Source organism: Streptomyces sp. NPDC042371 (genome assembly GCF_056437465.1).
Map to the genome: position 1 here is coordinate 116,718 of NZ_JBWKAP010000001.1, position 23,823 is coordinate 140,540.

25 protein-coding genes and 1 riboswitch are annotated in these 23,823 nt (G+C 71.5%); of the genes, 12 read left to right on the top strand and 13 right to left on the bottom strand.

Annotation, left to right across the window (positions count from 1 at the left end):
• Nucleotides 1–39 precede the first annotated feature (39 nt).
• The gene (locus AC068B_RS00525) at nucleotides 40–405 is read right to left on the bottom strand and encodes an Rv2175c family DNA-binding protein (protein ID WP_356267948.1); all 366 of its coding nucleotides are present in this window, start codon (nucleotides 403–405) and stop codon (nucleotides 40–42) included.
• 50 nt (nucleotides 406–455) lie between these two features.
• The gene (locus tag AC068B_RS00530) at nucleotides 456–1,619 is read right to left on the bottom strand and encodes an NAD(P)/FAD-dependent oxidoreductase (protein ID WP_478669188.1); all 1,164 of its coding nucleotides are present in this window, start codon (nucleotides 1,617–1,619) and stop codon (nucleotides 456–458) included.
• 217 nt (nucleotides 1,620–1,836) lie between these two features.
• Nucleotides 1,837–1,950: riboswitch (TPP riboswitch) on the top strand.
• Here AC068B_RS00530 and thiO point away from each other — a divergent pair.
• The 6 genes from thiO to AC068B_RS00560 all read left to right on the top strand — a co-directional run bounded on the left by thiO (nucleotide 1,948) and on the right by AC068B_RS00560 (nucleotide 7,772).
• Nucleotides 1,948–3,162 (top strand): glycine oxidase ThiO, encoded by a 1,215-nt coding sequence (gene thiO, locus AC068B_RS00535; protein ID WP_478668042.1) that lies wholly within the window; start codon nucleotides 1,948–1,950, stop codon nucleotides 3,160–3,162. (Overlaps the previous riboswitch by 3 nt.)
• Nucleotides 3,159–3,371 (top strand): sulfur carrier protein ThiS, encoded by a 213-nt coding sequence (gene thiS, locus AC068B_RS00540; protein WP_055570174.1) that lies wholly within the window; start codon nucleotides 3,159–3,161, stop codon nucleotides 3,369–3,371. The genes thiO and thiS overlap by 4 nt, the downstream gene beginning before the upstream one ends.
• A 6-nt stretch (nucleotides 3,372–3,377) precedes the next feature.
• The gene (locus tag AC068B_RS00545) at nucleotides 3,378–4,172 is read left to right on the top strand and encodes a thiazole synthase (RefSeq protein WP_478668043.1); all 795 of its coding nucleotides are present in this window, start codon (nucleotides 3,378–3,380) and stop codon (nucleotides 4,170–4,172) included.
• 101 nt (nucleotides 4,173–4,273) lie between these two features.
• A complete protein-coding gene (gene pknB / locus AC068B_RS00550) occupies nucleotides 4,274–6,232 on the top strand; it encodes a Stk1 family PASTA domain-containing Ser/Thr kinase (RefSeq protein WP_478668045.1) in 1,959 nt (652 codons plus the stop codon).
• Between the two features lie 58 nt (nucleotides 6,233–6,290).
• The gene (locus AC068B_RS00555) at nucleotides 6,291–7,175 is read left to right on the top strand and encodes a deoxyribonuclease IV (RefSeq protein WP_478668046.1); all 885 of its coding nucleotides are present in this window, start codon (nucleotides 6,291–6,293) and stop codon (nucleotides 7,173–7,175) included.
• 90 nt (nucleotides 7,176–7,265) lie between these two features.
• Nucleotides 7,266–7,772 (top strand): DUF4396 domain-containing protein, encoded by a 507-nt coding sequence (locus AC068B_RS00560; protein WP_478668048.1) that lies wholly within the window; start codon nucleotides 7,266–7,268, stop codon nucleotides 7,770–7,772.
• Between the two features lie 33 nt (nucleotides 7,773–7,805).
• Here AC068B_RS00560 and AC068B_RS00565 read toward each other — a convergent pair whose 3' ends face one another.
• Nucleotides 7,806–8,438: a sulfite oxidase-like oxidoreductase gene (locus AC068B_RS00565; RefSeq protein ID WP_356267936.1), complete on the bottom strand. Its 633-nt coding sequence runs from the start codon at nucleotides 8,436–8,438 to the stop codon at nucleotides 7,806–7,808.
• 165 nt (nucleotides 8,439–8,603) lie between these two features.
• Between AC068B_RS00565 and bfr the strand changes: the two genes are divergently transcribed.
• Nucleotides 8,604–9,083, top strand: coding sequence for a bacterioferritin (gene bfr, locus AC068B_RS00570; RefSeq protein ID WP_055568502.1), 480 nt, complete (start codon nucleotides 8,604–8,606; stop codon nucleotides 9,081–9,083).
• Here the strand turns inward: bfr and AC068B_RS00575 are convergent.
• Together AC068B_RS00575 and AC068B_RS00580 are read right to left on the bottom strand one after the other, a co-directional pair.
• A complete protein-coding gene (locus AC068B_RS00575) occupies nucleotides 9,080–9,355 on the bottom strand; it encodes a (2Fe-2S)-binding protein (protein WP_478668050.1) in 276 nt (91 codons plus the stop codon). The two genes, bfr and AC068B_RS00575, sit on opposite strands and share 4 nt — an antisense overlap.
• Before the next feature lie 134 nt (nucleotides 9,356–9,489).
• Entirely contained in the window at nucleotides 9,490–10,842 is a 1,353-nt protein-coding gene (locus AC068B_RS00580) for a class II 3-deoxy-7-phosphoheptulonate synthase (protein ID WP_356267934.1), read from the bottom strand.
• A gap of 267 nt (nucleotides 10,843–11,109) precedes the next feature.
• Between AC068B_RS00580 and AC068B_RS00585 the strand changes: the two genes are divergently transcribed.
• Nucleotides 11,110–13,035 carry an anthranilate synthase family protein gene (locus AC068B_RS00585; RefSeq protein ID WP_478668051.1) on the top strand — a complete coding sequence of 642 codons (1,926 nt, stop codon included), beginning with the start codon at nucleotides 11,110–11,112 and terminating at the stop codon, nucleotides 13,033–13,035.
• Here the strand turns inward: AC068B_RS00585 and AC068B_RS00590 are convergent.
• The 5 genes from AC068B_RS00590 to AC068B_RS00610 form a co-directional block, all read right to left on the bottom strand.
• Nucleotides 12,981–13,985: a 2-hydroxyacid dehydrogenase gene (locus tag AC068B_RS00590; RefSeq protein ID WP_478668053.1), complete on the bottom strand. Its 1,005-nt coding sequence runs from the start codon at nucleotides 13,983–13,985 to the stop codon at nucleotides 12,981–12,983. The two genes, AC068B_RS00585 and AC068B_RS00590, sit on opposite strands and share 55 nt — an antisense overlap.
• Before the next feature lie 113 nt (nucleotides 13,986–14,098).
• Nucleotides 14,099–15,136 (bottom strand): 6-phosphofructokinase, encoded by a 1,038-nt coding sequence (locus AC068B_RS00595; RefSeq protein WP_356267929.1) that lies wholly within the window; start codon nucleotides 15,134–15,136, stop codon nucleotides 14,099–14,101.
• Between the two features lie 134 nt (nucleotides 15,137–15,270).
• A complete protein-coding gene (locus AC068B_RS00600) occupies nucleotides 15,271–15,924 on the bottom strand; it encodes a response regulator (RefSeq protein ID WP_478669190.1) in 654 nt (217 codons plus the stop codon).
• A 116-nt stretch (nucleotides 15,925–16,040) separates the two neighbouring features.
• The gene (gene macS, locus AC068B_RS00605; RefSeq protein ID WP_478668054.1) at nucleotides 16,041–17,282 is read right to left on the bottom strand and encodes a MacS family sensor histidine kinase; all 1,242 of its coding nucleotides are present in this window, start codon (nucleotides 17,280–17,282) and stop codon (nucleotides 16,041–16,043) included.
• A gap of 43 nt (nucleotides 17,283–17,325) precedes the next feature.
• Nucleotides 17,326–18,105, bottom strand: coding sequence for a lysophospholipid acyltransferase family protein (locus AC068B_RS00610; protein ID WP_478669191.1), 780 nt, complete (start codon nucleotides 18,103–18,105; stop codon nucleotides 17,326–17,328).
• A gap of 132 nt (nucleotides 18,106–18,237) precedes the next feature.
• On the opposite strand from AC068B_RS00610, the gene AC068B_RS00615 reads away from it, so the two are divergent.
• The 4 genes from AC068B_RS00615 (at nucleotide 18,238) to AC068B_RS00630 (ending at nucleotide 21,449) form a co-directional block, all read left to right on the top strand.
• Complete coding sequence (locus AC068B_RS00615) at nucleotides 18,238–19,017, top strand: alpha/beta hydrolase (RefSeq protein WP_478668056.1); 780 nt, start codon at nucleotides 18,238–18,240, stop codon at nucleotides 19,015–19,017.
• A complete protein-coding gene (locus tag AC068B_RS00620; protein ID WP_478668057.1) occupies nucleotides 19,010–19,642 on the top strand; it encodes a hypothetical protein in 633 nt (210 codons plus the stop codon). The genes AC068B_RS00615 and AC068B_RS00620 overlap by 8 nt, the downstream gene beginning before the upstream one ends.
• A 192-nt stretch (nucleotides 19,643–19,834) precedes the next feature.
• The gene (locus AC068B_RS00625; protein WP_478668058.1) at nucleotides 19,835–20,461 is read left to right on the top strand and encodes an RNA polymerase sigma factor; all 627 of its coding nucleotides are present in this window, start codon (nucleotides 19,835–19,837) and stop codon (nucleotides 20,459–20,461) included.
• On the top strand, nucleotides 20,454–21,449 hold the full coding sequence (locus tag AC068B_RS00630; RefSeq protein WP_478668060.1) for a CU044_5270 family protein: 996 nt from the start codon (nucleotides 20,454–20,456) through the stop codon (nucleotides 21,447–21,449). Before AC068B_RS00625 ends, AC068B_RS00630 begins: the two co-directional genes overlap by 8 nt.
• Here AC068B_RS00630 and AC068B_RS00635 read toward each other — a convergent pair.
• The 3 genes from AC068B_RS00635 to AC068B_RS00645 form a co-directional block, all read right to left on the bottom strand.
• Nucleotides 21,433–22,206, bottom strand: coding sequence for an endonuclease/exonuclease/phosphatase family protein (locus AC068B_RS00635; RefSeq protein ID WP_478668061.1), 774 nt, complete (start codon nucleotides 22,204–22,206; stop codon nucleotides 21,433–21,435). The genes AC068B_RS00630 and AC068B_RS00635 overlap by 17 nt on opposite strands.
• 102 nt (nucleotides 22,207–22,308) lie before the next feature.
• The gene (locus AC068B_RS00640) at nucleotides 22,309–23,262 is read right to left on the bottom strand and encodes an ROK family glucokinase (protein ID WP_468560081.1); all 954 of its coding nucleotides are present in this window, start codon (nucleotides 23,260–23,262) and stop codon (nucleotides 22,309–22,311) included.
• Nucleotides 23,263–23,314: 52 nt separating this feature from the next.
• On the bottom strand, nucleotides 23,315–23,800 hold the full coding sequence (locus tag AC068B_RS00645; RefSeq protein WP_478668062.1) for a DUF5304 domain-containing protein: 486 nt from the start codon (nucleotides 23,798–23,800) through the stop codon (nucleotides 23,315–23,317).
• Between the last annotated feature and the right edge of the window lie 23 nt (nucleotides 23,801–23,823).

Sequence of the window (23,823 nt, forward strand, 5' to 3'; positions counted from 1 at the left end):
TGATGTCACGCGGCCCGCACACCGGACGATGTGTTCAGGTCAGACGGCGAGCGCCTGGGCGCGGCGCTTCACCTCCGTGCCGCGATTCTCGCTCAGCGCCTGCGCGGGGGTGCCGGGCAGGGTCGGGTCGGGAGTGAAGAGCCACTCGAGCATCTCTTCGTCGGAGAAGCCGTCGTCCCTCAGGAGCGTCAGGGTGCCTGCGAGGCCCTTGACGACCTTGTCGCCGTCGATGAAGGCGGCCGGCACCTGGAGCGCACGGTTCTCACCGCGGCGCACAGCGATCAGCTGGCCCTCCTTGACCAGCTGGCGCACGCGGGTCACCTCGATCTCCAGCATCTCCGCGATGTCGGGGAGGTGCAGCCAGTCGGGGACGAGAGCATCAGTCTTTGCGTCAATCTCGGTCACGGGTCCAGCGTATCTCTGGCCGGGGAACCGCACCGGATGGCGTCACCCCGCTACAGAACCGCCTTCTTGAGCGGCACCGACGGATCCGCCGTCAGCGTGGGATCCAGCCGTGCGGCCGACTCGATCAGCTTGCGGCCCTGGGCCAGGTCCCTGGGGCGGCCCACGGCGAGGACCGCGACCAGGGCGCCGTCCCGCAGCCAGCACACCGACCAGGCCATGCCGCCGGGGTCGCCGCGCCACACCAGCTCGTCCGCCCCTGCATGGTGACCCGCGTACTGCACGAAGCGGCCGAACTGCTCCGACCAGAAGTACGGCACGGGGTCGTACGCGGCGGGCGTCTCGCCGATGATGTTCGCCGCCACCGTGCGCGGCCCCTGGAGGGCGTTGTCCCAGTGGTGCACGAGCAGCCGCTCGCCGTACCGGCCCGAGGGGAAGGAGGAGCAGTCGCCGACCGCGTACACATCGGGCGCCGAGGTGCGCAGGCCCTCGTCGGCCACGACCTCGCGGTGGCTGCCCAGCTCGATGCCGGAGCCCGCGAGCCAGCCCGTCGCGGGCCGCGCCCCGATGCCGACGACGACGGCGCCCGCGGGCAGCCTGGTCCCGTCGGACAGGACGACGACGCCGGGTTCGACGCTCGCCACGCGCGCGTGGGTGCGCAGCACCGCTCCGGAGTCCGCGTACCAGCCCGCCATGGGGGCCGCGACCTCCTCCGGCAGCGCCCCCGCGAGCGGCCGTCCCGCGGCCTCGACGACGGTGACGGAACAGCCCGCCTCGCGCGCGGCCGTCGCGAACTCCGCGCCGATCCAGCCCGCCCCGACGACAACCACCTCGTGCTGCCCCGCGAGCACCGGGCGCAGCCGCTCGGCGTCGTCCAGGGTGCGCAGGAGGTGGACCCCGGGGACGCCTTCGGTGCCGGGCAGCCGAATCGGTTCGGCGCCGGTCGCCAGGACCAGGACGTCGTACCGGAGCGGGCCCTCGGCGGTGTCCAGCTCATGGGCGTCGGGGCGCACCCCGGTGACGTCGCGGCCCAGGCTCAGCTCGATGCCGAGCGCCTCGAAGTCGATGTCGAAGGCCGAGCCCTCCGCCTTGCCGAGCAGCACCGCCTTGGACAGCGGCGGCCTGTCGTAGGGCTGGTGCGGCTCGGCCCCGACGAGGGTGACCGAGCCCGCGAAACCCTGTTCGCGCAGGGCCACCGCGGTCTGCACCCCGGCCATCCCCGCGCCGACGATGACGACGTGCCGCTCCGCCTGTCGCGGCTTCCCGCGCTGCTGCTGCTCGCTCTGCCTCTGCTGCTCGCTCACCCGATCACTCTAGGGCGGTTGTCGAGGGCGCCCTCAGATGTGGTCGGGGAGATCTCTGACACAACGTCACCGCCCATACCCGGACAGCTCCCCTACTGCCGCACGAAGCGACGGGCTAGGGTGGCCCGTGCAGAGCACTCGCGGGAGCCCGGACGCACCGGGCTGAGAGGGAGGCTGGGACGGCCTCCGACCGTACGAACCTGATCCGGGTCATGCCGGCGAAGGGAGGGGCTGGACGCCCATGCATTCACGTACGACACCACCATCCGCCACCTCTGACGTCCTGGTCGTCGGAGGCGGCATCATCGGCCTGGTCACGGCCTGGCGGGCCGCCGGGCGCGGACTCTCCGTGGCGGTCGTGGACCCCGCACCCGGCGGCGGCGCCGCCCAGGTCGCGGCGGGCATGCTGGCCGCCGTCACCGAACTGCACTACGGCGAGCAGACCCTGCTCGGCCTCAACGTCGAATCCGCCCGCCGCTACCCCGCCTTCGCCGCCGAACTGGCCGAGGCGACCGGGCACGACCTCGGCTACCGCGCGTGCGGCACGCTCGCCGTCGCGCTGGACTCCGACGACCGCGCCCACCTGCGCGAACTGCACGACCTGCAGCGCCGGTCCGGCCTCGCGTCCGAGTGGCTGACCGGCCGCGAGTGCCGCCGTCTGGAGCCGATGCTCGCGCCGGGCGTGCGCGGCGGGCTGCGGGTCGACGGCGACCACCAGATCGACCCGCGGCGGCTCGCCGGGGCCCTCGTGGTGGCCTGCGAGCGGGCCGGTGTGGTCTTCCACCGCGCCATGGCCGAGCGCCTCTCGGTCGTACAAGACCGGGCGCGCGGCGTCGTCCTCGCGGACGGCACCGAGCTGGGCGCGGAGCTGACCGTGCTGGCGGCGGGCAGCCTCAGCGGGCGCCTCGCGGGCGTCCCCGACGACGTCCTGCCGCCCGTGCGGCCCGTGAAGGGCCAGGTGCTGCGGCTGACCGTGCCGAAGGCGTACGCGCCGTTCCTGAGCCGCACCGTGCGGGCCGTGGTGCGCGGCAGCCACGTCTACCTCGTGCCGCGCGAGAACGGCGAGCTCGTCGTGGGCGCGACCAGCGAGGAGCTCGGCTGGGACACCACGGTCACCGCGGGCGGTGTGTACGAACTCCTGCGGGACGCGCACGAACTCGTGCCCGGCATCACCGAGCTGCCGCTGACCGAGACCTGCGCGGGTCTGCGCCCCGGCTCTCCCGACAACGCGCCGATGCTCGGCCCGACGCGGCTCGCCGGACTCCACCTGGCCACCGGGCACCACCGCAACGGCGTCCTGCTGACGCCGGTCACGGGTGACGTCATGGCGCACGCCCTGACCACGGGTGAACTCCCCGAAGAGGCGCTCCCGTTCACCCCGCGCCGCTTCGACGGCGCCGCCCCCGAAACCCTCGCCCCGCCCCGCACCCAGCACGTCACGGAGCAGCCCGCATGAGCACGCCTTTCGCCGTTTCCGTCAATGGGGAAGAACGCGATGTGGCCTCGGGCACCACGCTCGACGCCCTCGTGGCCACCCTCTCCTCGGCGCACTCCGGTGTCGCCGCCGCCCTCAACGAAACCGTCGTCCCGCGCGCGCAGTGGCCCACCACGGCGCTCTCCGCGGGCGACCGCGTCGAAGTACTCACCGCCGTCCAGGGAGGCTGAACGACCATGGCAGACGACCCCTTCGTCATCGGCGGGCTCACCCTCTCCTCGCGCCTGATCATGGGCACGGGCGGGGCGCCGAGCCTCGACGTCCTGGAGCGGTCCCTCGTCGCGTCCGGCACGGAGCTGACCACCGTCGCGATGCGCAGGCTCGACCCGGGCGTCCAGGGCTCGGTGCTCTCCGTGCTCGACCGGCTCGGCATCCGCGTGCTGCCCAACACCGCGGGCTGCTTCACGGCGGGCGAGGCGGTCCTCACCGCCCGGCTCGCGCGTGAGGCGCTCGGCACGGACCTGGTGAAGCTGGAGGTGATCGCCGACGAGCGCACCCTGCTGCCCGATCCGGTCGAGCTCCTGGACGCCGCCGAGACCCTGGTGGACGACGGCTTCACGGTCCTGCCGTACACGAACGACGACCCGGTGCTCGCGCGGAAGCTGGAGGACGTGGGCTGCGCGGCGATCATGCCGCTCGGCTCGCCCATCGGCTCCGGGCTCGGCATCCGCAATCCGCACAACTTCCAGCTGATCGTGGAGCACGCGCGCGTGCCGGTGATCCTCGACGCGGGCGCGGGCACGGCCTCCGACGCGGCGATCGCGATGGAGCTGGGGTGCGCGGGCGTGATGCTCGCCTCCGCGGTGACGCGGGCGCAGGAGCCGGTCCTGATGGCCGAGGCCATGCGGCACGGGGTCGAGGCCGGACGCCTGGCGCACCGGGCGGGGCGGATTCCACGACGGCACTTCGCCGAGGCGTCGTCGCCCGCCGAGGGCATGCCGCGCCTCGACCCGGAGCGCCCCGCGTTCTGAGTACCCCCGGGGGGCTCCGCCTGTTACAGCTCGGCTGCAGTCCGGCCGTGGGGGCGCCCGCCCGGGACGAGGTGTCGGTGGCGGCTCGTAGACTCCCCTGCGTGGACACGACCCTTCAGGACCCGCTCGTCGGGCAGCTGCTCGACAGCCGTTACCGCATCGACGGGCGCATCGCGGTCGGCGGGATGGCCACGGTCTACCGGGCCGTGGACACCCGCCTCGACCGCGTGCTCGCGCTCAAGGTGATGCACCCGACGCTGGCGGCCGACGCCTCCTTCGTCGACCGGTTCATCCGCGAGGCCAAGTCGGTGGCCCGCCTCTCCCATCCGAACGTGGTCGGCGTCTTCGACCAGGGCACGGACGGGTCGTACGTCTACCTCGCGATGGAGTACATCGCGGGCTGCACCCTGCGCGACGTCCTGCGCGATCGCGGGGCCCTTCAGCCGCGCGCCGCGCTCGACATCCTGGAGCCGGTCCTCGCCGCGCTCGGCGCCGCGCACCGCGCCGGGTTCGTGCACCGCGACATGAAGCCGGAGAACGTCCTCATAGGGGACGACGGCCGGGTGAAGGTCGCCGACTTCGGGCTCGTCCGCGCGGTGGACACCGTCACGAACACGACGGGCACCGTCCTCGGCACCGTCTCCTACCTCGCCCCCGAGCAGATCGAGCACGGCACGGCGGACACCCGCGTGGACGTGTACGCCTGCGGGGTCGTGCTCTACGAAATGCTGACCGGCGCCAAGCCGCACTCCGGGGACTCCCCCGCCCAGGTCCTCTACCAGCACCTGAACGAGGACGTGCCGCCCCCGTCGGCGGCCGTCCCCGGGCTCGCCTTCGCCCTCGACGAGCTGGTCGCCTCCGCCACGGCGCGCGTCCCCGACATCCGTCCGTACGACGCGGTGGCGCTCCTCGCCCAGCTCAGGGAGGCGCGGGCCACCCTGACCGAGGCGCAGCTCGACGCGGTGCCGCCGCAGGCGCACCCGGCGGCGCAGGACGGCTCCGAGGACCGCACGAGCGTGATCCCGCGCGCGGCGCGCCCCGTCCAGCTCCCGCTGCCCACCGACGGCGAGCAGGGCGGCCAGGACGCGCTGAACCGCACCAGCATCCTGGCGACCCCGCCGCCCGGCCCGCCCGCTCCGCCCGCCCCCGCCCGCGCCTCCCGCAGGCGGTTCGACCCGCGCCGCCGCACCCTCGTGGTCATAGCCGGCGTCCTGCTCGCCCTCGGCATCGGCACCGGCGTCTGGTACATCAACTCGGGCCAGTTCACGAAGGTCCCGCCGCTCCTTGCGAAGACCGAGGCGCAGGCGAAGCAGCGGCTGGACGACGCCGGGCTCGACGTGAAGGGCATCAAGCGCACCTACAGCGACACGGACAAGCGCGGCACGGTGATGAACACCGACCCCGCGCCGGGCGCCCGCATCCGGCAGAACGACGGGGTGACGCTGACCGTCTCGCTGGGCCCGGAGACCGTGAAGGTCCCGGACCTCAAGAACATCCCGCTGGCCAAGGCGAAGAAGGAGCTCCAGAACTCCGGACTCGAACCGGGCATGGTCACCAAGAGCTTCAACGAGGACATCGACAAGGGCTCCGTGATCAGCACGGACCCGCGGACCGGCTTCACCCGCAAGGCGGGCTCGGCCGTCGCCCTGGTCGTCAGCAAGGGCCGCCCGGTCGAGGTCCCCGACGTGACGGGTGAGTCCGAGGAGGACGCCACCGCCGACCTCGAGGACGCAGGTCTGGAGGTCGAGATCGCGCCGTCGCGGGTCAACTCCGACGAGGACAAGGGCGATGTCGCCGCGCAGTCGCCCGTCGCGGACAAGACGATCGCCGAGGGTGACACGGTCGAGCTGACGATCTCCAAGGGCCCGCCGATGATCGAGGTCCCCGACGTCACCGGCATGAGCGTCGACGATGCCAGGGACAAGCTGGAGGGAGCGGGCTTCGAGGTCGACGAGGACCGCGGCCTGCTGGGCATCTTCGGGGACACCGTGAAGAAGCAGTCGGTGGACGGCGGCGACAAGGCGCCCAAGAACTCGTCGATCACCATCACGATCCGCTGAGCCCCTCGCCCGGGGACCCCTGCGGGGGCCTCCCCGGGCGCGTGCCACCCTTGACGGCGTGAGCAGCAACAAGTCCCCCAGCGCAACGTCCCGCAACCCCGTCGGCGGCCATGTCCCGGTGGCCGGCGGACTCGCCTCCGTCGGCCTCTCGTACGCCCGTGAGCTCGGCGCGGAGACCGTCCAGGTCTTCGTCGCCAACCCGCGCGGCTGGGCGACCCCGCCCGGCAACCCGAAGCAGGACGAGGAGTTCCGCGCGGCCTGCGCCGCCGAGCGGATCCCCGCGTACGTCCACGCGCCGTACCTCATCAACTTCGGCTCGCACACCGAGGCGACCGTCGACAAGTCCGTGGACTCCCTGCGCCACTCGCTGCGCCGGGCGCGCGAGATCGGCGCCCTCGGCGTCGTCGTGCACACCGGCTCCGCGACCGGCGGCCGGGAGCGCGCCGTCGCCCTGGACCAGGTGCGCGACCGCATGCTGCCGCTCCTCGACGAGCTGACGCACGACGACGACCCGTTCCTGCTCCTGGAGTCGACGGCGGGCCAGGGCTCCTCGCTCTGCTCCCGCACCTGGGACTTCGGCCCGTACTTCGAGGCGCTGGACTCCCACCCCAAGCTCGGGATCTGCCTGGACACCTGCCACATCTTCGCGGCGGGCCACGACCTGACGGGCCCGAGCGGCATGAAGCAGACCCTGGACCTCCTCGTGGACACGGTCGGCGAGGGCCGTCTGAAGCTCGTGCACGCCAATGACTCCAAGGACGTCGTCGGCGCCCACAAGGACCGCCACGAGAACATCGGCACCGGCCACATCGGCGAGGAGCCCTTCCGCGAGCTGATGCTCCACCCCGCCACGGAGGGTGTGCCGCTGATCATCGAGACGCCCGGCGGCAAGGAAGGACATGCGGCGGACGTGGCACGCCTGAAGGAGCTGAGGAGCGTCTAGCCGCCCTCGAAGTTCCTTGAGGAATACCCCTGGGGGGTATACGGTTCTCGCCAGACGGCAGGAACCGCTATCCGACGTTGGGGGCACCTCATGCAGCACGACGCGCACGCCGGGCACACGCACCACCAGCACCACGGCCACAGCCACGGCGGCGACGGCAGGGTCAGCTGGCGCATGGCGGCGCAGGCCACCCTCCACTGCCTCACCGGCTGCGCCATCGGCGAGGTGCTCGGCATGATCATCGGCACCGCGCTCGGCTGGGGGAACATGCCGACGATGGTGCTCGCGATCGTGCTTGCCTTCGCCTTCGGCTACGCCCTGACGCTGCGCGGCATCCTGAAGGCCGGGGTCGATTTCAAGACGGCGTTCCGGGTCGCGCTCGCCGCGGACACCCTGTCCATCGCCGTCATGGAGCTGATCGACAACGGCGTGATCGCGCTCTGGCCCGGCGCCATGGACGCGCACCTGGCGGACGCGATGTTCTGGTGGGTCCTGGCCATCGCCCTGGCCGCCGCGTTCGTGATCACCACACCGGTGAACAAGTGGATGATCGGCCGCGGCAAGGGCCACGCCGTGGTGCACCAGTACCACCACTGACGGGCCGGGACGGCGTCATGCAGGACCAGAGCCCTAGAGCTCGGGGCCGTCCCCGGGCTCTTCCTGGTACGAGTAGCGCTGCTCGCGCCAGGGGTCGCCGAGGTTGTGGTAGCCGCGCTCCTCCCAGAAGCCGCGGCGGTCGGCGGTCATGTACTCGACGCCGCGGACCCACTTGGGGCCCTTCCACGCGTACAGATGCGGGACCACGAGCCGCAGCGGGAAACCGTGCTCCGCTGTGAGCAGTTCGCCGCCCTTGTGCGTGGCGAGAATCGAGCGGTCAGAGGCGAAGTCCGCCATCCGCATGTTCGAGCTGAAGCCGTACTCAGCCCAGACCATCACATGCGTGGCATTGGCCGCGGGCGGCACGATCTCCAGGAGCGTCCGGGCCGGGAGCCCGCCCCACTCGGCGCCCAGCATGCTGAACTTCGTCACGCAGTGCAGATCGGCGACCACGGAGTCGTACGGCAGGGCGGAGAACTCGTCGTGCGACCAGCAGTGCTTCTCGCCGTCCGCCGTGGCCCCGAAAACCCTGAACTCCCAGCGCTCGGGCCGGAACTTCGGCACCGGGCCGTAGTGCGTGACCGGCCAGCCGCGCTGCAGCCGCTGACCCGGCGGAAGCTCCGGCTCCGCTGCCTGTCGAGATGCGCGTTCCGCCGGCTGACCCATGGCTCCATCCTGACAGACCCGGGGCGGTGGACGTGACCAGCCGGAGCGCGGGCGGCACCGATCGGGGCAACTCCTACTAAGCGTGCACTTACTGGACGCCCTCCGAACACCGGTGCAAGGATGCGCGCTACCTGCCCAGTCACCCCCGTGGAAGGAGCCTCTGCGATGCAGGGCGACCCCGAGGTCATTGAATTTCTCAACGAGCAGCTGACCGCCGAACTCACGGCGATCAACCAGTACTTTCTCCACGCCAAGATGCAGGAAAACTTCGGCTGGACGAAGCTCGCGAAGTACACCCGGTCCGAGTCGTTCGACGAGATGAAGCACGCGGAGGTGCTGACCGACCGGATCCTGTTCCTCGACGGCCTGCCCAATTATCAGCGGCTCTTCCATGTGCGCGTGGGCCAGACGGTCACGGAGATGTTCCAGGCCGACCGTCAGGTCGAGGTGGAGGCGATCGACCGCCTGCGGCGCGGGATCGAGGTGATGCGCGCCAAGGGCGACATCACATCCGCGAATATCTTCGAGTCGATCCTCGAGGACGAGGAGCACCACATCGACTATCTCGACACTCAGCTCGAGCTCGTCGAGAAGCTGGGTGAGGCGCTCTACATCGCGCAGCTCATCGAGCAGCCGGAGGGCTAAGCGGCCTCGTCCAGGGCGGGGTTCAGGCTGGTGTCCAAGCCGGTGAGCGCCGGTTCTCCCTGGTCCACGAGGTCGCGGCGGGGGCATGCGCCCCGGCCGAGCAGCGCCTGGATGCGGCGCACGCACGAACCGCAGTCCGTGCCCGCCTTGCAGGCCGACGCTATCTGGCGGGGGGTGCAGGCACCGTCCGCCGCGTGCTTCTTCACCTGCGCCTCGGTGACCCCGAAGCAGTTGCAGACGTACACGCGGTTCACCTCCCGGGCAGGACTCATCGGTAGCGCCGCCCCGATTGATCGGTGAGGCTAACCTAACCTTACCCGCGACTTCCTGCACGCAAAAGCCCCGGATACGCCGGTGGGGCGCGGATCACACGGATCCGCGCCCCACGCGTACGTACGGAAGAGAACTACTGGTCGCGGTACATCTCCGCCACCAGGAACGCCAGGTCCAGCGACTGGCTGCGGTTGAGCCGCGGGTCGCAGGCCGTCTCGTAGCGCTGGTGCAGGTCGTCGACGAAGATCTCGTCGCCGCCGCCCACGCACTCGGTGACGTCGTCACCGGTGAGCTCGACGTGGATGCCGCCCGGGTGGGTGCCGAGGGCCTTGTGGACCTCGAAGAAGCCCTTGACCTCGTCGAGCACGTCGTCGAAGCGGCGGGTCTTGTGGCCCGATGCCGCCTCGTAGGTGTTGCCGTGCATCGGGTCGGTGATCCAGGCGACGGTCGCGCCGGATGCGGTGACCTTCTCGACGAGCTCGGGCAGCTTGTCGCGGACCTTGTCGGCGCCCATGCGGACGATGAAGGTCAGCCTGCCGGGCTCGCGGTCGGGGTCGAGGCGCTCGATGTACTGCAGCGCCTCCTCGGCCGTCGTGGTCGGGCCGAGCTTGACGCCGATGGGGTTGCGCACCTGGGCCGCGAACTCGATGTGCGCGTGGTCCAGTTGACGGGTGCGCTCACCGATCCAGACCATGTGGCCCGAGGTGTCGTACAGACGGCCGGTGCGGGAGTCGGTGCGGGTCAGCGCCGATTCGTAGTCGAGGAGCAGCGCCTCGTGCGAGGCGTAGAACTCGACGGTCTTGAACTCCTCCGGGTCGGTGCCGCAGGCCCGCATGAAGTTCAGCGCGTTGTCGATCTCGCGGGCCAGCTGCTCGTACCGCTGGCCGGAGGGGGACGACTTCACGAAGTCCTGGTTCCAGGCGTGCACCTGGCGCAGGTCGGCGTACCCACCGGTGGTGAAGGCGCGCACCAGGTTGAGCGTGGAGGCGGACGCGTTGTACATCCGCTTCAGGCGCTCGGGGTCCGGGATCCGGGCCTTCTCGTTGAAGTCGAAGCCGTTGACGGAGTCGCCCCGGTAGGTCGGGAGCGTCACGCCGTCGCGGGTCTCGGTGCCCTTGGAACGCGGCTTCGAGTACTGCCCCGCGATGCGGCCCACCTTCACGACGGGCACAGAGGCCGCGTACGTGAGGACGGCGCCCATCTGGAGCAGCGTCTTCAGCTTGTTCCGGATGTGATCGGCGGACACGGCGTCGAAGGCCTCGGCACAGTCGCCGCCCTGGAGGAGGAACGCCTCTCCCTTGGCGACAGAGGCCAGTCGGGCGCGCAGCTGGTCGCACTCGCCCGCGAAGACGAGCGGCGGATACGACTCGAGGTCCGCGATCACATCGCGCAGAGCCTCGGCATCGGGGTACTCGGGCTGCTGCGCCGCGGGCAGGTTTCGCCAGGTGTTGCCACTGGAAGCGGTGGTCTTAGCGTTCACGGTCACCTCGTCAACACTACGGGGTGATGCGCCCCGTCCATCCACCCGCTCACCAAGTGAGACGGAGGAGACACCACGGAGTGACCGATGCGCTAGGGTGCCGGACATGCGTACGCAGACGACGATTCAGAACTGGTGGTGGCCCGCTCATCCGGCGGCCCACTGACTCTGCGCGCACACAGACTCGCGAAGGCCGCCCGAGGGGCGGCCTTCAGTGTTTTCCGGACTTCGCCGGGAGCGGGCCGTTCCTCTCCGAGTGAGAAGGAACAGCCCATGCAGCCAACACAGCAGCCGACACAGCAGCTGACAGACCTCCTGTCCGACGATCGCCCCTTCGCCCTGCTGCGCCGCCGCACGCCGGGCCACGACCACGACACGGTCGAGGTCCTGACCGGCCCCACCGGAACGTACGAGCGGCTCGCGGACATCCCCGAAGGTCTGGCCCTGGTGCCCTTCCGGCAGATCAGGGAGCGCGGCTTCGACGTCCGCGACGACGGCACACCGCTGACCGTGCTGACCCCCGAGGAGCGGTACGAACTGCCGCTCGCCGATGCCCTTGCGGCGCTGCCCGCGCACGACGTGCGGGTCGAGGGCGGGGCCTTCGACGTGGACGACGCGGCGTACGCGGACATCGTGGGGCGGGTCCTGCGCGAGGAGATCGGCCGGGGCGAGGGCGCCAACTTCGTCATCCGTCGTACGTACGAGGGTGAGATCCCGGGGTTCACCAGGGCCGACGCCCTCGCGCTCTTCCGGCGGCTGCTCGTGGGCGAGCGGGGCGCGTACTGGACGTACGTCGTGCACACCGGGGACCGGACGCTCGTCGGGGCCAGCCCCGAGGTGCATGTGCGGATGTCCGGCGGGACCGTCGTCATGAACCCGATCAGCGGAACCTACCGCTACCCGGCCGACGGGCCCACCCCCGACGACCTGCTCGCCTTCCTCGCCGACGGCAAGGAGATCGAGGAGCTGTCGATGGTCGTCGACGAGGAGCTCAAGATGATGTGCACGGTCGGCGACATGGGCGGTGTGGTGATCGGGCCGCGGCTGAAGGAGATGGCCCATCTCGCGCACACCGAGTACGAGTTGCGGGGCAAGTCGTCGCTGGACGTGCGGGACGTCCTGAAGGAGACGATGTTCGCGGCGACCGTCACCGGGTCGCCCGTGCAGAACGCCTGCCGCGTCATCGAGCGCTACGAGCCCCTCGGGCGGGACGGTGTGGGCCGGGGCTACTACGCGGGCGCCCTCGCGCTCATCGGCAGGGACGCGGGCGGCGCGCAGACACTGGACTCCCCCATCCTCATCCGTACCGCCGACATCTCCGCGGCCGGGCGGCTGCGGGTGCCGGTGGGCGCCACCCTGGTGCGCGGCTCCGACCCGATGAGCGAGGTCGCCGAGACGCATGCGAAGGCGGCGGGCGTGCTGGCCGCCCTCGGCGTGCGCCCCGGGCGCCCCCGCAACGAGGAGGCGCGGCCCGCCCTCGCCGACGATCCCCGGGTGCGGGCGGCGCTGGACGGGCGGCGCGCGGCCCTCGCGCCGTTCTGGCTGCGGATGCAGGAGCGCACGGGCGAGCTGACCGGACACGCGCTCGTCGTGGACGGCGAGGACACGTTCACGGCGATGCTCGCGCACGTCCTGCGCTCCTGCGGCCTTCAGGTGTCGGTGCGGCGGTACGACGAGGAGGGGCTGCGGGAGGCCGTGCTCGCGCACGAGGGGCCCGTGGTGCTCGGCCCCGGCCCCGGCGACCCGTCCGACCTCGCCGACCCGAAGATGCGGTTCCTGCGCGCCCTGGCGGCGGAGGTGATCGGCAGCCATCAGCACGGCGTGCTCGGCGTCTGCCTCGGGCACGAGCTGATCGCGGCGGAGCTCGGCCTGGAGATCGTGCGCAAGGAGGTGCCGTACCAGGGCGCGCAGACGGGCATCGACCTGTTCGGGCGGGCCGAGACCGTCGGGTTCTACAACAGCTTCGTGGCGCGCTGCGACGACGAGGCGGCGGTGGAGCTGGCCGCGCACGACGTCGAGGTCAGCAGGGACGCGGCGAGCGGCGAGGTGCACGCGGTGCGCGGGAGTTCCTTCGCGGGCGTGCAGTTCCACCCGGAGTCGGTGCTGACGCTGCGCGGGGCCGGGATCGTGCGGGAACTGCTCGGTCAGCTCCTGGCCGGGGCCGGGACGAGGACGTTCTCGGAGCGGCGGCCCGCCTGATAGTCCAGGACGTTGCGCACCGTGGTGTCGATGATCTGGCCGACCGCGTCCACGGTGTAGTACGCCTGGTGGGAGGTGACCACGACGTTCGGGAAGGTGACGAGGCGGGCCAGCGTGTCGTCCTCGACGACCTCAAGGGACTTGTCGAGGAAGAAGAGACCCGCCTCCGCCTCGTACACGTCCAGGCCCACCCCGGTGAAGCGCCCCGCGCGCAACTCTCCGACCAGGGCCTCGGTGTCGATGAGGCCGCCGCGGCTGGAGTTCACCAGGATCGCGTCGTCCTTCATGGTGCGCAGCGCATCGGCGCCGATGAGGTGCTGGGTGGACGGGAGCAGCGGCACGTGCAGGCTGATGAGGTCGGCCTCAGCGAGGAGTTCGGCCTTGTCCACGTACTTCATGCCGAGCTCGGTGCAGGCGGGGTTCTCGGTGACGTCCCAGCCGAGCAGGCGCATGCCGAAGCCGTGCGCGATACGGGTGAACGCCTCGCCGATCTTGCCGGTGCCGAGCACCCCGGCCGTGCGGCCCCGCAGGTCGCGGCCCATCAGGCCGTCGAGGCGGAAGTCGAAGTCGCGGGTGCGGTTGCTCGCGCGGACGATGCGGCGGTTGACGGCCATCGCTAGGGTCCAGGCGAACTCGGCCACGGAGTAGGGCGAGTAGTACGAGACGCGGGCGACGGTCAGGCCGAGGCGCTCGGCGACCTCCAGGTCGATGTTGTTGAACCCGGTGGACCGCTGGGCGATCATCTGCGTCCCGCCCGCCGCGAGGGTCTGCAGGACGCGGTTGTTCAGCGTGGCGTTGACGCTGGAGGAGACGATCTCGTACCCGGCGGCGATGGGGGCGGTGTCCTCGTTGAGGAACACGTCCAGGCAGCGGACGTCGTGGTGCCCGTGGAAGGCCTTCTCGATCAGCGGCTTCTCGTCCGACTGCACACCGAACGCGAGGATCTCCATGGGCGTGAGTCTATGTACCGCTTCCGGGGACGGCACCCGGAGCCGGGGCCGGGGCCGTCCCGTCGTGCTGCGGCTGCGGGGCCGGTCAGCCGAAGAAGCCGATCAGAAGTCGATCAGCCGAAGAAGACGCCGACCTCCTGGTACAGCGCCGGGTCCACCGTCTTCAGCTTCGCCGTGGCCTGCGCGATCGGGACGCGGACGATGTCCGTGCCCTGGAGGGCCACCATCTTCCCGAAGTCGCCGTCCCGCACGGCCTCGATCGCGTGCAGCCCGAAGCGTGTGGCGAGCCAGCGGTCGAAGGCGCTCGGGGTGCCACCGCGCTGGACGTGCCCGAGGACCGTGGTGCGCGCCTCCTTGCCGGTGCGCCCCTCGATCTCCTTGGCCAGCCACTCGCCGACCCCGGAGAGCCTGACGTGCCCGAAGGAGTCCTGCGTGCCGTCCTTGAGGACCATCTCGCCGTCCTTGGGCATCGCGCCTTCCGCGACGACGACGATGGGGGCGTACGACGCCTTGAAGCGCGAGGTCACCCAGGCGCAGACCTGGTCGACGTCGAAGCGCTGCTCCGGGATGAGGATGACGTTCGCGCCGCCCGCGAGGCCGGAGTGCAGGGCGATCCAGCCCGCGTGGCGGCCCATGACCTCGACGACGAGGACGCGCATGTGCGACTCGGCGGTGGTGTGCAGCCGGTCGATCGCCTCGGTCGCGATGCCGACCGCGGTGTCGAAGCCGAAGGTGTAGTCGGTGGCGGAGAGGTCGTTGTCGATGGTCTTCGGGACGCCGACGACCGGCACGCCGTACTCGTCGGTGAGCCGCGCGGCGACGCCGAGCGTGTCCTCGCCGCCGATCGCGATGAGGGCGTCCACCTCGTACTTGGCGAGGTTCTCCTTGATGCGGCGCACCCCGTTCTCCACCTTGAGCGGATTGGTGCGCGAGGAGCCGAGGATGGTGCCGCCGCGCGGCAGGATGCCGCGGACCGCGGGGATGTCGAGCGGGACGGTGTCGCCCTCCAGCGGACCGCGCCAGCCGTCCCGGAAGCCGACGAAGTCGTAGTCGTACTCCTGCACACCCTTGCGGACGACGCCCCGGATGACGGCATTGAGCCCGGGGCAGTCGCCGCCTCCGGTCAGTACGCCGATTTTCTTGGACCCCATGGAAAAGTCCCTTCGCCTCAGTGACCTGATGCGCATCACGCTAATGGTGATCCAGGTCACTCAGGGACGGTACGAACAGTCAATTCCCTTGCCACGCTGGGGAGTTGATCATGCACGTTCACTCGTACGAGGGGTCAGGCGTCGTCGGGCTTGTCGATGCCGCGCTCGATCGCGTACCGCACGAGCTCCACCCTGTTGTGCAGCTGGAGCTTGCCCAGGGTGTTCTGGACGTGGTTCTGCACGGTGCGGTGGGAGATGACCAGGCGCTCGGCGATCTGCTTGTAGCTGAGGCCCTTGGCGACCAGGCGCAGGACCTCCGTCTCGCGGTCGGTGAGCTGCGGGGCCTTCGGGTCGTCGGGGGTGCCGGTCGCGGGCTCGGTGGCCAGGCGGCGGTACTCGCCGAGGACCAGGCCCGCGAGGCCCGGGGTGAAGACCGCGTCGCCGACGGCCGTGCGGCGCACCGCGTCGATCAGCTCCTCGGTGGACGCCGACTTCAGCAGATAGCCGGTGGCGCCGGACTTGACCGCCTCCAGGACATCGGCGTGCTCACCGCTCGCCGAGAGGACCAGGACGCGCAGCGCGGGGTTGGCGCCGACGAGCTCCTTGCAGACCTGCACGCCCGGCTTCAGCGGCAGGTTCAGGTCGAGGACCAGCACGTCGGGGGCGGCGGCCTGCGCGCGGCGGACCGCCTGCTCGCCGTCGCCCGCGGTGGCGACCACGTGGAGCCCCGCCTCGGCGAGGTCACGGGCCACGGCGTCGCGCCACATGGGGTGGTCGTCGACGACCATGACCTTGATCGGAGCGGCCGTCCGCCCGTCCGTCGCGGGGCCGGTCGCCGTGTTCTCCGTGGGACCCGTGGCCCCGGTGGCCCCATTGGCCGGTTCCTGCCGCTGCTGCTGCTCGTTCATCTCGCCTTTCCTGCCTTCCCCCGTGCGTCCCGCGCCTCTGCGCGCGGCACTTTCAGTTCCACTTCCGTCCCCTGGCCCGGCACCGAGATCAGCTCTGCCGTGCCCCCGATGTCCCGCAGCCGCCCCCTGATCGACAGGGCCACGCCAAGGCGGCCCTCCCCCTCGGCCTCCGCGAGCCGCCCCTCCGGGATGCCGGGGCCGTCGTCCCTGACCGTCACGATCACCTCGTCGGGCTCGTCCTCGACCAGGATCCATGCGCGGGCGTCGGCGCCCGCGTGCCTGCGGACGTTGTCCAGGGCGGCGCCGACGGCGGCCGCCAGCTCCTTCGCGGCCCCCGGCGCCAGGAGCACCGGCGCCCCGGGCTCGGAGAGGGTGACCAGCGCCCCCGCGTGCGGGACCAGGAGCGAGCGCAGATCGCAGGGCGCCGCGCCGTCCGGCTCGTCGTCGGGCACCTCCACGGCGCGGACGACGGCGCCCTGCGAGATGTCCTCCGACGCGTGCGAGGCGGGCACCATGCCCCCGGCGACCAGGGTGCGCAGCGCGACCTCCTGCTCGCCCGCGAGCCGTCCGAGCTCCGCGGCCTCGCCGCCGATGGCGGTGCCGCGCCGCTGCACCATGGCCAGGACCTGGAGGACGCTGTCGTGGATATCGCGGGCGAGCCGCTCACGCTCGCGGGTCGCTGCCTCGATCTCCAGGGCGCGGGCCAGGGTGCGCTCGGAGGCGCGGGCCAGCTCCACCACGTAGCCGATGGCGATGGAGGCGATGCAGACCAGCAGCACGTTGTGCAGGGTGTCGCGGCTGAACGCGCCGCGCTGCACCACGTTGGCGACGCCCACCAGCAGGGACGCCGAGGCCGCCCAGCGCCAGCCGCCCTTGATGGCGAACGCGAGCACGGAGCCCGCGGTCCATATGGAGGGCAGGGTCGGGACGCCGTCCATGATGCGCTGCTGCGAGTCGGCGAGCGGCGTCAGCAGGATGCCCACGAGGGCGACCGTCAGGTCCGCGACGAGGAACCGCCGGGTGCAGCTCGCCGCGTTCGCGACGCGGGGCAGGGTGGCCAGGGTCCAGGGGGCGAGCACCGCGTAGTAGGCGACGGCCAGCCAGGGGCGGTCCAGCTTGTCGTGTGCCGCCACGAAGAGCCCGATCGCGTACAGCATCGTCAGGACGCGGTAGGCGGTGAGCGCACGCCACAGCGGCTGCTCGACCGACATCCTCATGACTTTTTCGCGCTTGGCCATGTCCCCCACCGCCGACCGTGTGCCCACCCCTGAACGGACGCGGCTAGGAGCCGGTCCGTTCCTTCTGCCCGTCATCGGCCTTCTCCGCCGCCTCGGCCTTCTCCGCCGCCTCGGCCTTCTCCGCCGCCTTGGCCGCCTTCGCCGCATCGGTGATCTGACGCTTCGCGGCCGTCGCGTACATGTCGACGTACTCCTGGCCGGAGAGCTTCATGATCTCGTACATGACCTCGTCCGTCAGCGCGCGCAGCACGAAGCGGTCCTGCTCCATGCCCTGGTAGCGCGTGAAGTCGAGCGGCTTGCCGATGCGGATGCCGGGGCGCATCAACTTGGGCATCACCTTGCCGGGCGGCTGGATCTTCTCGGTGTCGATCATCGCGACGGGGAGCACGGGCGCGCCGGTGGCGAGCGCCACGCGGGCGAGGCCACCCGGCTTGCCGCGGTACAGACGCCCGTCGGGCGACCGCGTGCCCTCGGGGTAGATGCCGAAGAGCTCGCCGCGCTCCAGGACCTCGATGCCGCTCTTGATGGCCGCCTCGCCCGCGCCTCGCCCGCCGGAGCGGTCCACGGGGAGCTGGCCCACGCCCTTGAAGAAGGCCGCGGTGAGCCTGCCCTTCACACCGGGCGAGGTGAAGTACTCCGCCTTGGCGATGAAGGTGACCTTGCGATCGAGGACCGCGGGAAGGAAGAAGGAGTCCGAGAAGGAGAGGTGGTTGCTCGCCAGAATGGCGGGACCCTCGGCGGGGACGTTCTCAAGGCCCTCCACCCAGGGCCTGAAGCCGAGCTTCAGCGGCCCTCCGATGGCAACCTTCATTGCGCCGTAGATCAAACCGAGTGCCTCCTGTTTCTGTGGATCAGACCTTAACCCGGGGTACGGCCAATGGGCCCGACGACCCTGGTCGGTGTCAGTCCGGTCGCGTACGGTGAAGTACTCCCACCTCTCACGAAGGAGACCGAAGTGCCGGTCCTCCCCGGAGCCGAGCCGTACCGCCACGAAGGCGGCGAGGTCGGCGTCCTCCTCTGCCACGGCTTCACCGGATCCCCGCAGTCGCTGCGCCCCTGGGCCGAGTACCTGGCGGAGCGCGGCCTCACCGTCTCGCTGCCGCTGCTGCCCGGACACGGCACACGCTGGGAGGACATGCAGGTCACCGGCTGGCAGGACTGGTATGCCGAGGTGGAGCGCGAGCTGCGGTCGCTGCTCGACCGGTGCGCGCGGGTCTTCGTCTTCGGGCTCTCCATGGGCGGGGCGCTCGCGCTGCGCCTCGCGGCGAAGCACGGGGACGCGATCAGCGGCCTCGTCCTGGTCAACCCCGGGAACAAGGTGCACGGCCTCGCGGCGCACGCGCTGCCCGTCGTGCGCCACCTCGTGCCGAGCACGAAGGGCATCGCGAGCGACATCGCCAAGCCCGGCTCCGAAGAGATCGGGTACGGCCGGGTGCCGCTGCACGCCGCGCACTCCCTGCGCCGCTTCTTCCAGGTGGTCGACGCCGAGCTGCCGCAGGTGACCCAGCCGCTGGTGGTGCTGCACAGCCCGCGCGACCACGTCGTGCCGCCCGCCGACTCGGCCCGGATCCTCAGCCGCGTCTCCTCCACGGACGTCGAGGAGATCTTGCTGGAACAGAGCTACCACGTCGCGACGTTGGACCACGACGCGGACCGGATCTTCGAGGAGAGTTACGCGTTCATCGGCCGGCTCGCCCCCAGCGTCGGTAAGGAAGGGACGGCCACCGGTGGCTGAGCACGAGGCGGACCGCGAGGACAGCCGCGAGCCCGAGAAGAGCAAGGTGCCCCAGGACGGGGTGCCCGGAGAGGGCGCTCCCGCGGACGGGGTGCCCCTGGACGAGGACGCCGCCTGGCGGGCGATCGTCGCGGGGTACGGCGAGGAGCCCGCGGACCCGCCGGGCGCCAAGCCCTTCAAGTCCATCGAGGACCTGGCGCTCCTGGAGACGGAGACGAACGGCCCGGCGAGCGGCTCCGGCGAGCCCGTCGCGGACAACAAGCCCGGCGGTGACAAACCGCTCGGCAGCTCCGTCTCCTTCGCGCCCGGCATCGGCGGCCCGCGCGACTACACCGCGCCGGAGCCCTCCGAGAAGGACTTCGACGCGGACGACGAGGGGCACTTCGTGCCGCCCGAGCCGCCGCCGCTGCCCGACGCCGACGTGACGGCCAAGTTCGCCTGGCTCGGCGTGCTCGGCGGCCCGCTGCTCATCCTGCTGGCCGTGCTCTTCGGCTGGCAGATGACGTGGTGGCTGACGACGCTCGGCATCGGCGGCTTCCTGGGCGGTTTCGCCACGCTCGTGATGCGGATGAACAGCGGGGACGACGAGGAGGACGAGGACCCGGGACGCGGCGCGGTCGTCTGAGACCCGCCCGCACGTCACCCTCGCACCCCCCCGCCACCCACCGCCTCTGGGGCCCGTCCGGAACCTCTCCGGACGGGCCCCACGCATGTCGCGCACCCCGATGGAACCCGATCGGGCCGAGCGGCGAAGAAGGGGTGAACCACCGAACGAGCCCAAGCCTTCGAGGCGTTCAGACGAACGAAAGGAGCCCCGATGACCGTCGACCCCGGCGTCCCCCTTCGAACGGGGCAGCGCACTTGTGACAAGAGCGACGCCTGGTCCATCGAGCGGTCCCGGGATGAGCCCGAGCGGTTCGCCGCCCTCTACGACCGGCATGCCGACGCCGTGTACCGGTACGCGGCCCGCAGGCTCGGTCCCGAGGCGGCGGAAGACCTGATGGCCGACACCTTCACCACCGCCTTCCAGCAACGACACCGCTACGACCTGGCGCGGGCCGACGCCCGCCCCTGGCTGTTCGGCATCGCGACCAACCTCATCGGCCGGCACCGCAGGGCCGAGGCCCGCCGTTTCAAGGCGCTGGCCAAGGTGCCCGCCCCGGTGCCGCACGACGAGCCGGTCGCCGACCTCGCGGTCGCCCGCGCGGGCGCCGAGGGGCTCCGCGGCGACCTGGCCGCGGCCCTGGCCGGGCTCTCCGCCCGGCACCGCGACGTGGTCCTGCTGGTGGCCTGGGCCGACCTCAACTACGAAGAGGCGGCGCAGGCGTTGGGGGTGCCCGTCGGCACCGTCAGATCGAGGCTGCACCGGGCTCGCAGCACATTGCGCGAAGCACTGGGCGGATCCGATCCGACAGCTTTCCAGGAGGCACACGCCCATGAATGAGCTCGATGAACTGCGCGACTGGGACGCGGGCGCTCCCCCGCTGGACGACGACACCCGCCACCGCGCGCGGGTGCGCCTGTTCGCCGCGATGAACGAACCGGCCGCCCCGGTACGTCCCGTCTGGCGCCGCCCCGTGCTGCGCATCGCCGTCGCGGGGACCGTCGCGGCCGCCGTGGCGGGCACCGTGCTGGTCTCGGTGAACAGCGGCGACGACGAGGAGGCCCGCGCCAAGCCGCCCGGGAACAGCGCCCCGTCGATGCGCAACGTCAGCGCCAGGGCCGTGCTCAACGGCGCGGCCGCCTACGAACGGAAGCACGAGAAGACCGTGGCCCCGCGCGACGACCAGTACATCTACACGAAGGAGATCATCAAGGAGACCGAGAAGGACACGGGCGAGGTGAAGCGGCACGTCGACGAGAACTGGCGTTCCGTGGACGGCTCGAAGCGCTCCTGGGTCATGGAGATCGGCAAGGGCTGGTGGTCGGAGCCGCTCAAGGCGAACGAGGGGATGTGGCCCCCGCAGGACTGGGGCACCCTGAAGAAGCTCTCGACCGACCCGGAGAAGCTGATCCTCTCGCTGCTCCACAAGAGCGGCCCGAACGACAAGAACGACTCCCTGGACGAGATCACCGACCAGGAGTGGTCGACCATCCACTTCAGCCTCGCCGGTCTGCTGAAGCTGGTCCCGGTGATGCCGAAGGGGCTGCGCCCTGCCGCGTACGAGGCACTCGGCATGGTCCCCGGGGTGAAGGCGGTCCCCGGCCAGCAGGACGCCAAGGGCCGTACGGGGGTGGCGATCACCTACGACGACCCGGCGCGGCAGGGCTCCTCGTTCGGCGGCTACTTCATCTTCGACCCGGAGACGTACGCGTTCCTGGGCTTCCGTGACACCCGCACCTCGGGTGACGGCAAGAACATGAAGACGTACACCCAGCTCTCGTACCTCGACAGCTGGGCGATCACCGACAAGGTCAAGCAGCGGCCGTAGCGGCCGGGACCCTGAGGGCGGCCAGGACCGGGAGGTGGTCCGTGGCCGCCCTCAGGTCTGCCGCGCTCACTCCGGGCAGGTCCAACGGCACGCCGCAGGCCAGGACTTCGATGCCGGAGGTCGCGAAGATGGCGTCGATGCGCTGGTGCGGGTCGTCCGGCGTCGAGGTGTTCTCGCTGCCCCAGGGCCTGGCCGTCCAGCAGTCCTGGAGTCCGGCGGCGAGCCTGCGGAACGTCCGGCCGCCCGGCCGCTCGTTGAGGTCGCCGCCCGCGACCGCGTGCGCCACGCCCATCCCGGCGAGCCGGTCGAGCAGCATCCCGCCCTGCGCGTACCGCTCGTCGCTCTGCAGGCTCAAGTGGCAGCTCAGGACGCCGATCCTGGCGCCGCCGAAGCGGACGACGGCGGTCGCGAAGCCGCGCCGGTGCAGCCCGGGGGTGAGCGGGAGCAGGACGTCCTCGGTGCGCTCGACCGTGGCGCGCAGCGAGCAGAGCAGCGCGGGCCCGGCCGCGGAGCCGCCGCCGGAGAGGATCACCAGGTCGGCCGCGCGCGCCAGGCGGGCCAGCTTCTTGCGCCAGCGGAAGAAGCGCGGGGCCTCCTGGACCAGGACGAGGTCGGGGGCGCAGGCGGCGATGACCCGGGCGAGCGCGGCGGTGTCGTCGCGCATCGAGCGGATGTTGTAGCTGAGCACCCGGATGACGGCCGAACCGTCGGGTTCGGTGCACGAGTTGGGGAGCGCAGGGGTCGGGCTCGTCGGCATGGCGATCAAGATACGCGAACGCCGGACAGGCGGAGGGTATCCAGCCTGTCCGGCGTTTGAGGACGAGTGCGCGGCGGTATCGGCGGCGCGCCCGTCACGGGGTCACATGACGGGATCCGGCTCCCGCGCCAGGTCCGCCGCGCCGACCATGCCCGCCTTGTTGCCCAGCTGGGCGGCGATGACCTCGGCCTCGGGGCGCCAGGCGGCGCCGACGAGCCAGCGCTTGAAGGACTTGCGGATCGGGTCGAGGACCAGCTCGCCCTCGTCCGAGAGGCCGCCGCCGACGATGAACGCGGACGGGTCGAAGAGCGACGCCAGGTCGGCGAGGCCCGCGCCCGCCCAGCGGGCCAGCTCGCGGTAGGAGTCGATCGCGACGGCGTCGCCCTGCCGGGCCGCCATCGAGATGTGCTTGCCCTCGACGCCCTCGGGGGTGCCGTCGCCCAGCGAGAGCAGGTACTCCGCGTTCTCGGGGGTGGCGTTGGCGCGCTGCTTCGCGTACCTCACGAGGGCGCGGCCCGACGCGTACTGCTCCCAGCAGCCCTGGCTGCCGCAGCCGCAGAGCAGGCCGTCAGGGACCATCCGGATGTGGCCGAACTCGGCGGCCACGCCGAAGTGGCCGCGGCGCAGCTTGTTGCCGATGATGATGCCGCCGCCGAGGCCGGTGCCGAGCGTGATGCAGATGACGTTGCGGTGGCCCTTGCCGCCGCCGAAGCGGTACTCGCCCCACGCGGCCGCGTTCGCGTCGTTCTCCACGACCACGGGCAGCCCGACGCGCTTCTCGACCTCTTCCTTGAGCGGCTCCTGGCGCCAGTCGATGTTCGGCGCGAAGTACACCGTGGAGCGCTGCCGGTTGACGTACCCGGCGGCGCCGATGCCGACGCCGACGATGTCGTGCCCGGCCCGTGCGCCCGCCACGGCGGAGGCGATCGCGTCGACGATGGCCTCGGAAGTACCAGGGGTCGGCACCTTGAAGGTCGAGAGGATGTTGCCGTCCTCGTCGACCACTCCGGCCGCGATCTTGGTGCCGCCGATGTCGACGCCGATGGTGAGTCCCATGAATCCCTCAGTTCGATCGAGCCCCGCTACGGCCCACCGTACCCGAGGGGGGTCAGTCCAGATCGATGTGTTCGCCCGCCGAGGAGCCGCCGTCGCGAGGATCCCGGTCCGGTGCGCCGTCCTCCGCGGCGTCGCCCGTACGACCGCCGCGGGTCCACCTGTTCTCCTGGCCCTCGACCGCCGAGCGGTAGGCGGCGAGCAGCTCGGAACCGGCCGCCGCGAGGTGGTCGAAGACGTCGGGGTTGCGCTCGATGACCGGCTCGACGACGGCCTTCGCCTCTCTGGCGACCTGCTTGATGGTCTGCTCGACGGCGCCCTGCGCGACCGCGCCGAGCAGCGGCGCCTGCAGCCCTGAGAGCTTCTCCGACACGGCGTCGACGAGCTTGCGCAGCTCCTCGGCCGCGGAGCCGGGCGGGGGCCCGTACTGCGCGCGGCGGCGGGCCTTCTCCGCCGCGAGATCCTCGGCGCACGCCTGCTCCCAGGCGTCGGCGTGACTTTCCTGGGGTTCCTGGGCTTCGCGCTCGGTGCCATCGCTCATGCCACTCGACGTTACCCGAATGG

Coding starts and splice junctions, on each gene's coding strand:
- AC068B_RS00530 (WP_478669188.1), bottom strand. CDS start 1,619: ATGGCCGGGGTGCAGACCGCGGTGGCCCTGCGCGAACAGGGTTTCGCG.
- thiO (WP_478668042.1), top strand. CDS start 1,948: ATGCATTCACGTACGACACCACCATCCGCCACCTCTGACGTCCTGGTC.
- thiS (WP_055570174.1), top strand. CDS start 3,159: ATGAGCACGCCTTTCGCCGTTTCCGTCAATGGGGAAGAACGCGATGTG.
- AC068B_RS00545 (WP_478668043.1), top strand. CDS start 3,378: ATGGCAGACGACCCCTTCGTCATCGGCGGGCTCACCCTCTCCTCGCGC.
- AC068B_RS00560 (WP_478668048.1), top strand. CDS start 7,266: ATGCAGCACGACGCGCACGCCGGGCACACGCACCACCAGCACCACGGC.
- AC068B_RS00565 (WP_356267936.1), bottom strand. CDS start 8,438: ATGGGTCAGCCGGCGGAACGCGCATCTCGACAGGCAGCGGAGCCGGAG.
- bfr (WP_055568502.1), top strand. CDS start 8,604: ATGCAGGGCGACCCCGAGGTCATTGAATTTCTCAACGAGCAGCTGACC.
- AC068B_RS00575 (WP_478668050.1), bottom strand. CDS start 9,355: ATGAGTCCTGCCCGGGAGGTGAACCGCGTGTACGTCTGCAACTGCTTC.
- AC068B_RS00585 (WP_478668051.1), top strand. CDS start 11,110: ATGCAGCCAACACAGCAGCCGACACAGCAGCTGACAGACCTCCTGTCC.
- AC068B_RS00590 (WP_478668053.1), bottom strand. CDS start 13,985: ATGGAGATCCTCGCGTTCGGTGTGCAGTCGGACGAGAAGCCGCTGATC.
- AC068B_RS00595 (WP_356267929.1), bottom strand. CDS start 15,136: ATGGGGTCCAAGAAAATCGGCGTACTGACCGGAGGCGGCGACTGCCCC.
- AC068B_RS00600 (WP_478669190.1), bottom strand. CDS start 15,924: ATGGTCGTCGACGACCACCCCATGTGGCGCGACGCCGTGGCCCGTGAC.
- macS (WP_478668054.1), bottom strand. CDS start 17,282: ATGGCCAAGCGCGAAAAAGTCATGAGGATGTCGGTCGAGCAGCCGCTG.
- AC068B_RS00625 (WP_478668058.1), top strand. CDS start 19,835: ATGACCGTCGACCCCGGCGTCCCCCTTCGAACGGGGCAGCGCACTTGT.
- AC068B_RS00630 (WP_478668060.1), top strand. CDS start 20,454: ATGAATGAGCTCGATGAACTGCGCGACTGGGACGCGGGCGCTCCCCCG.
- AC068B_RS00635 (WP_478668061.1), bottom strand. CDS start 22,206: ATGCCGACGAGCCCGACCCCTGCGCTCCCCAACTCGTGCACCGAACCC.
- AC068B_RS00640 (WP_468560081.1), bottom strand. CDS start 23,262: ATGGGACTCACCATCGGCGTCGACATCGGCGGCACCAAGATCGCGGCC.
- AC068B_RS00645 (WP_478668062.1), bottom strand. CDS start 23,800: ATGAGCGATGGCACCGAGCGCGAAGCCCAGGAACCCCAGGAAAGTCAC.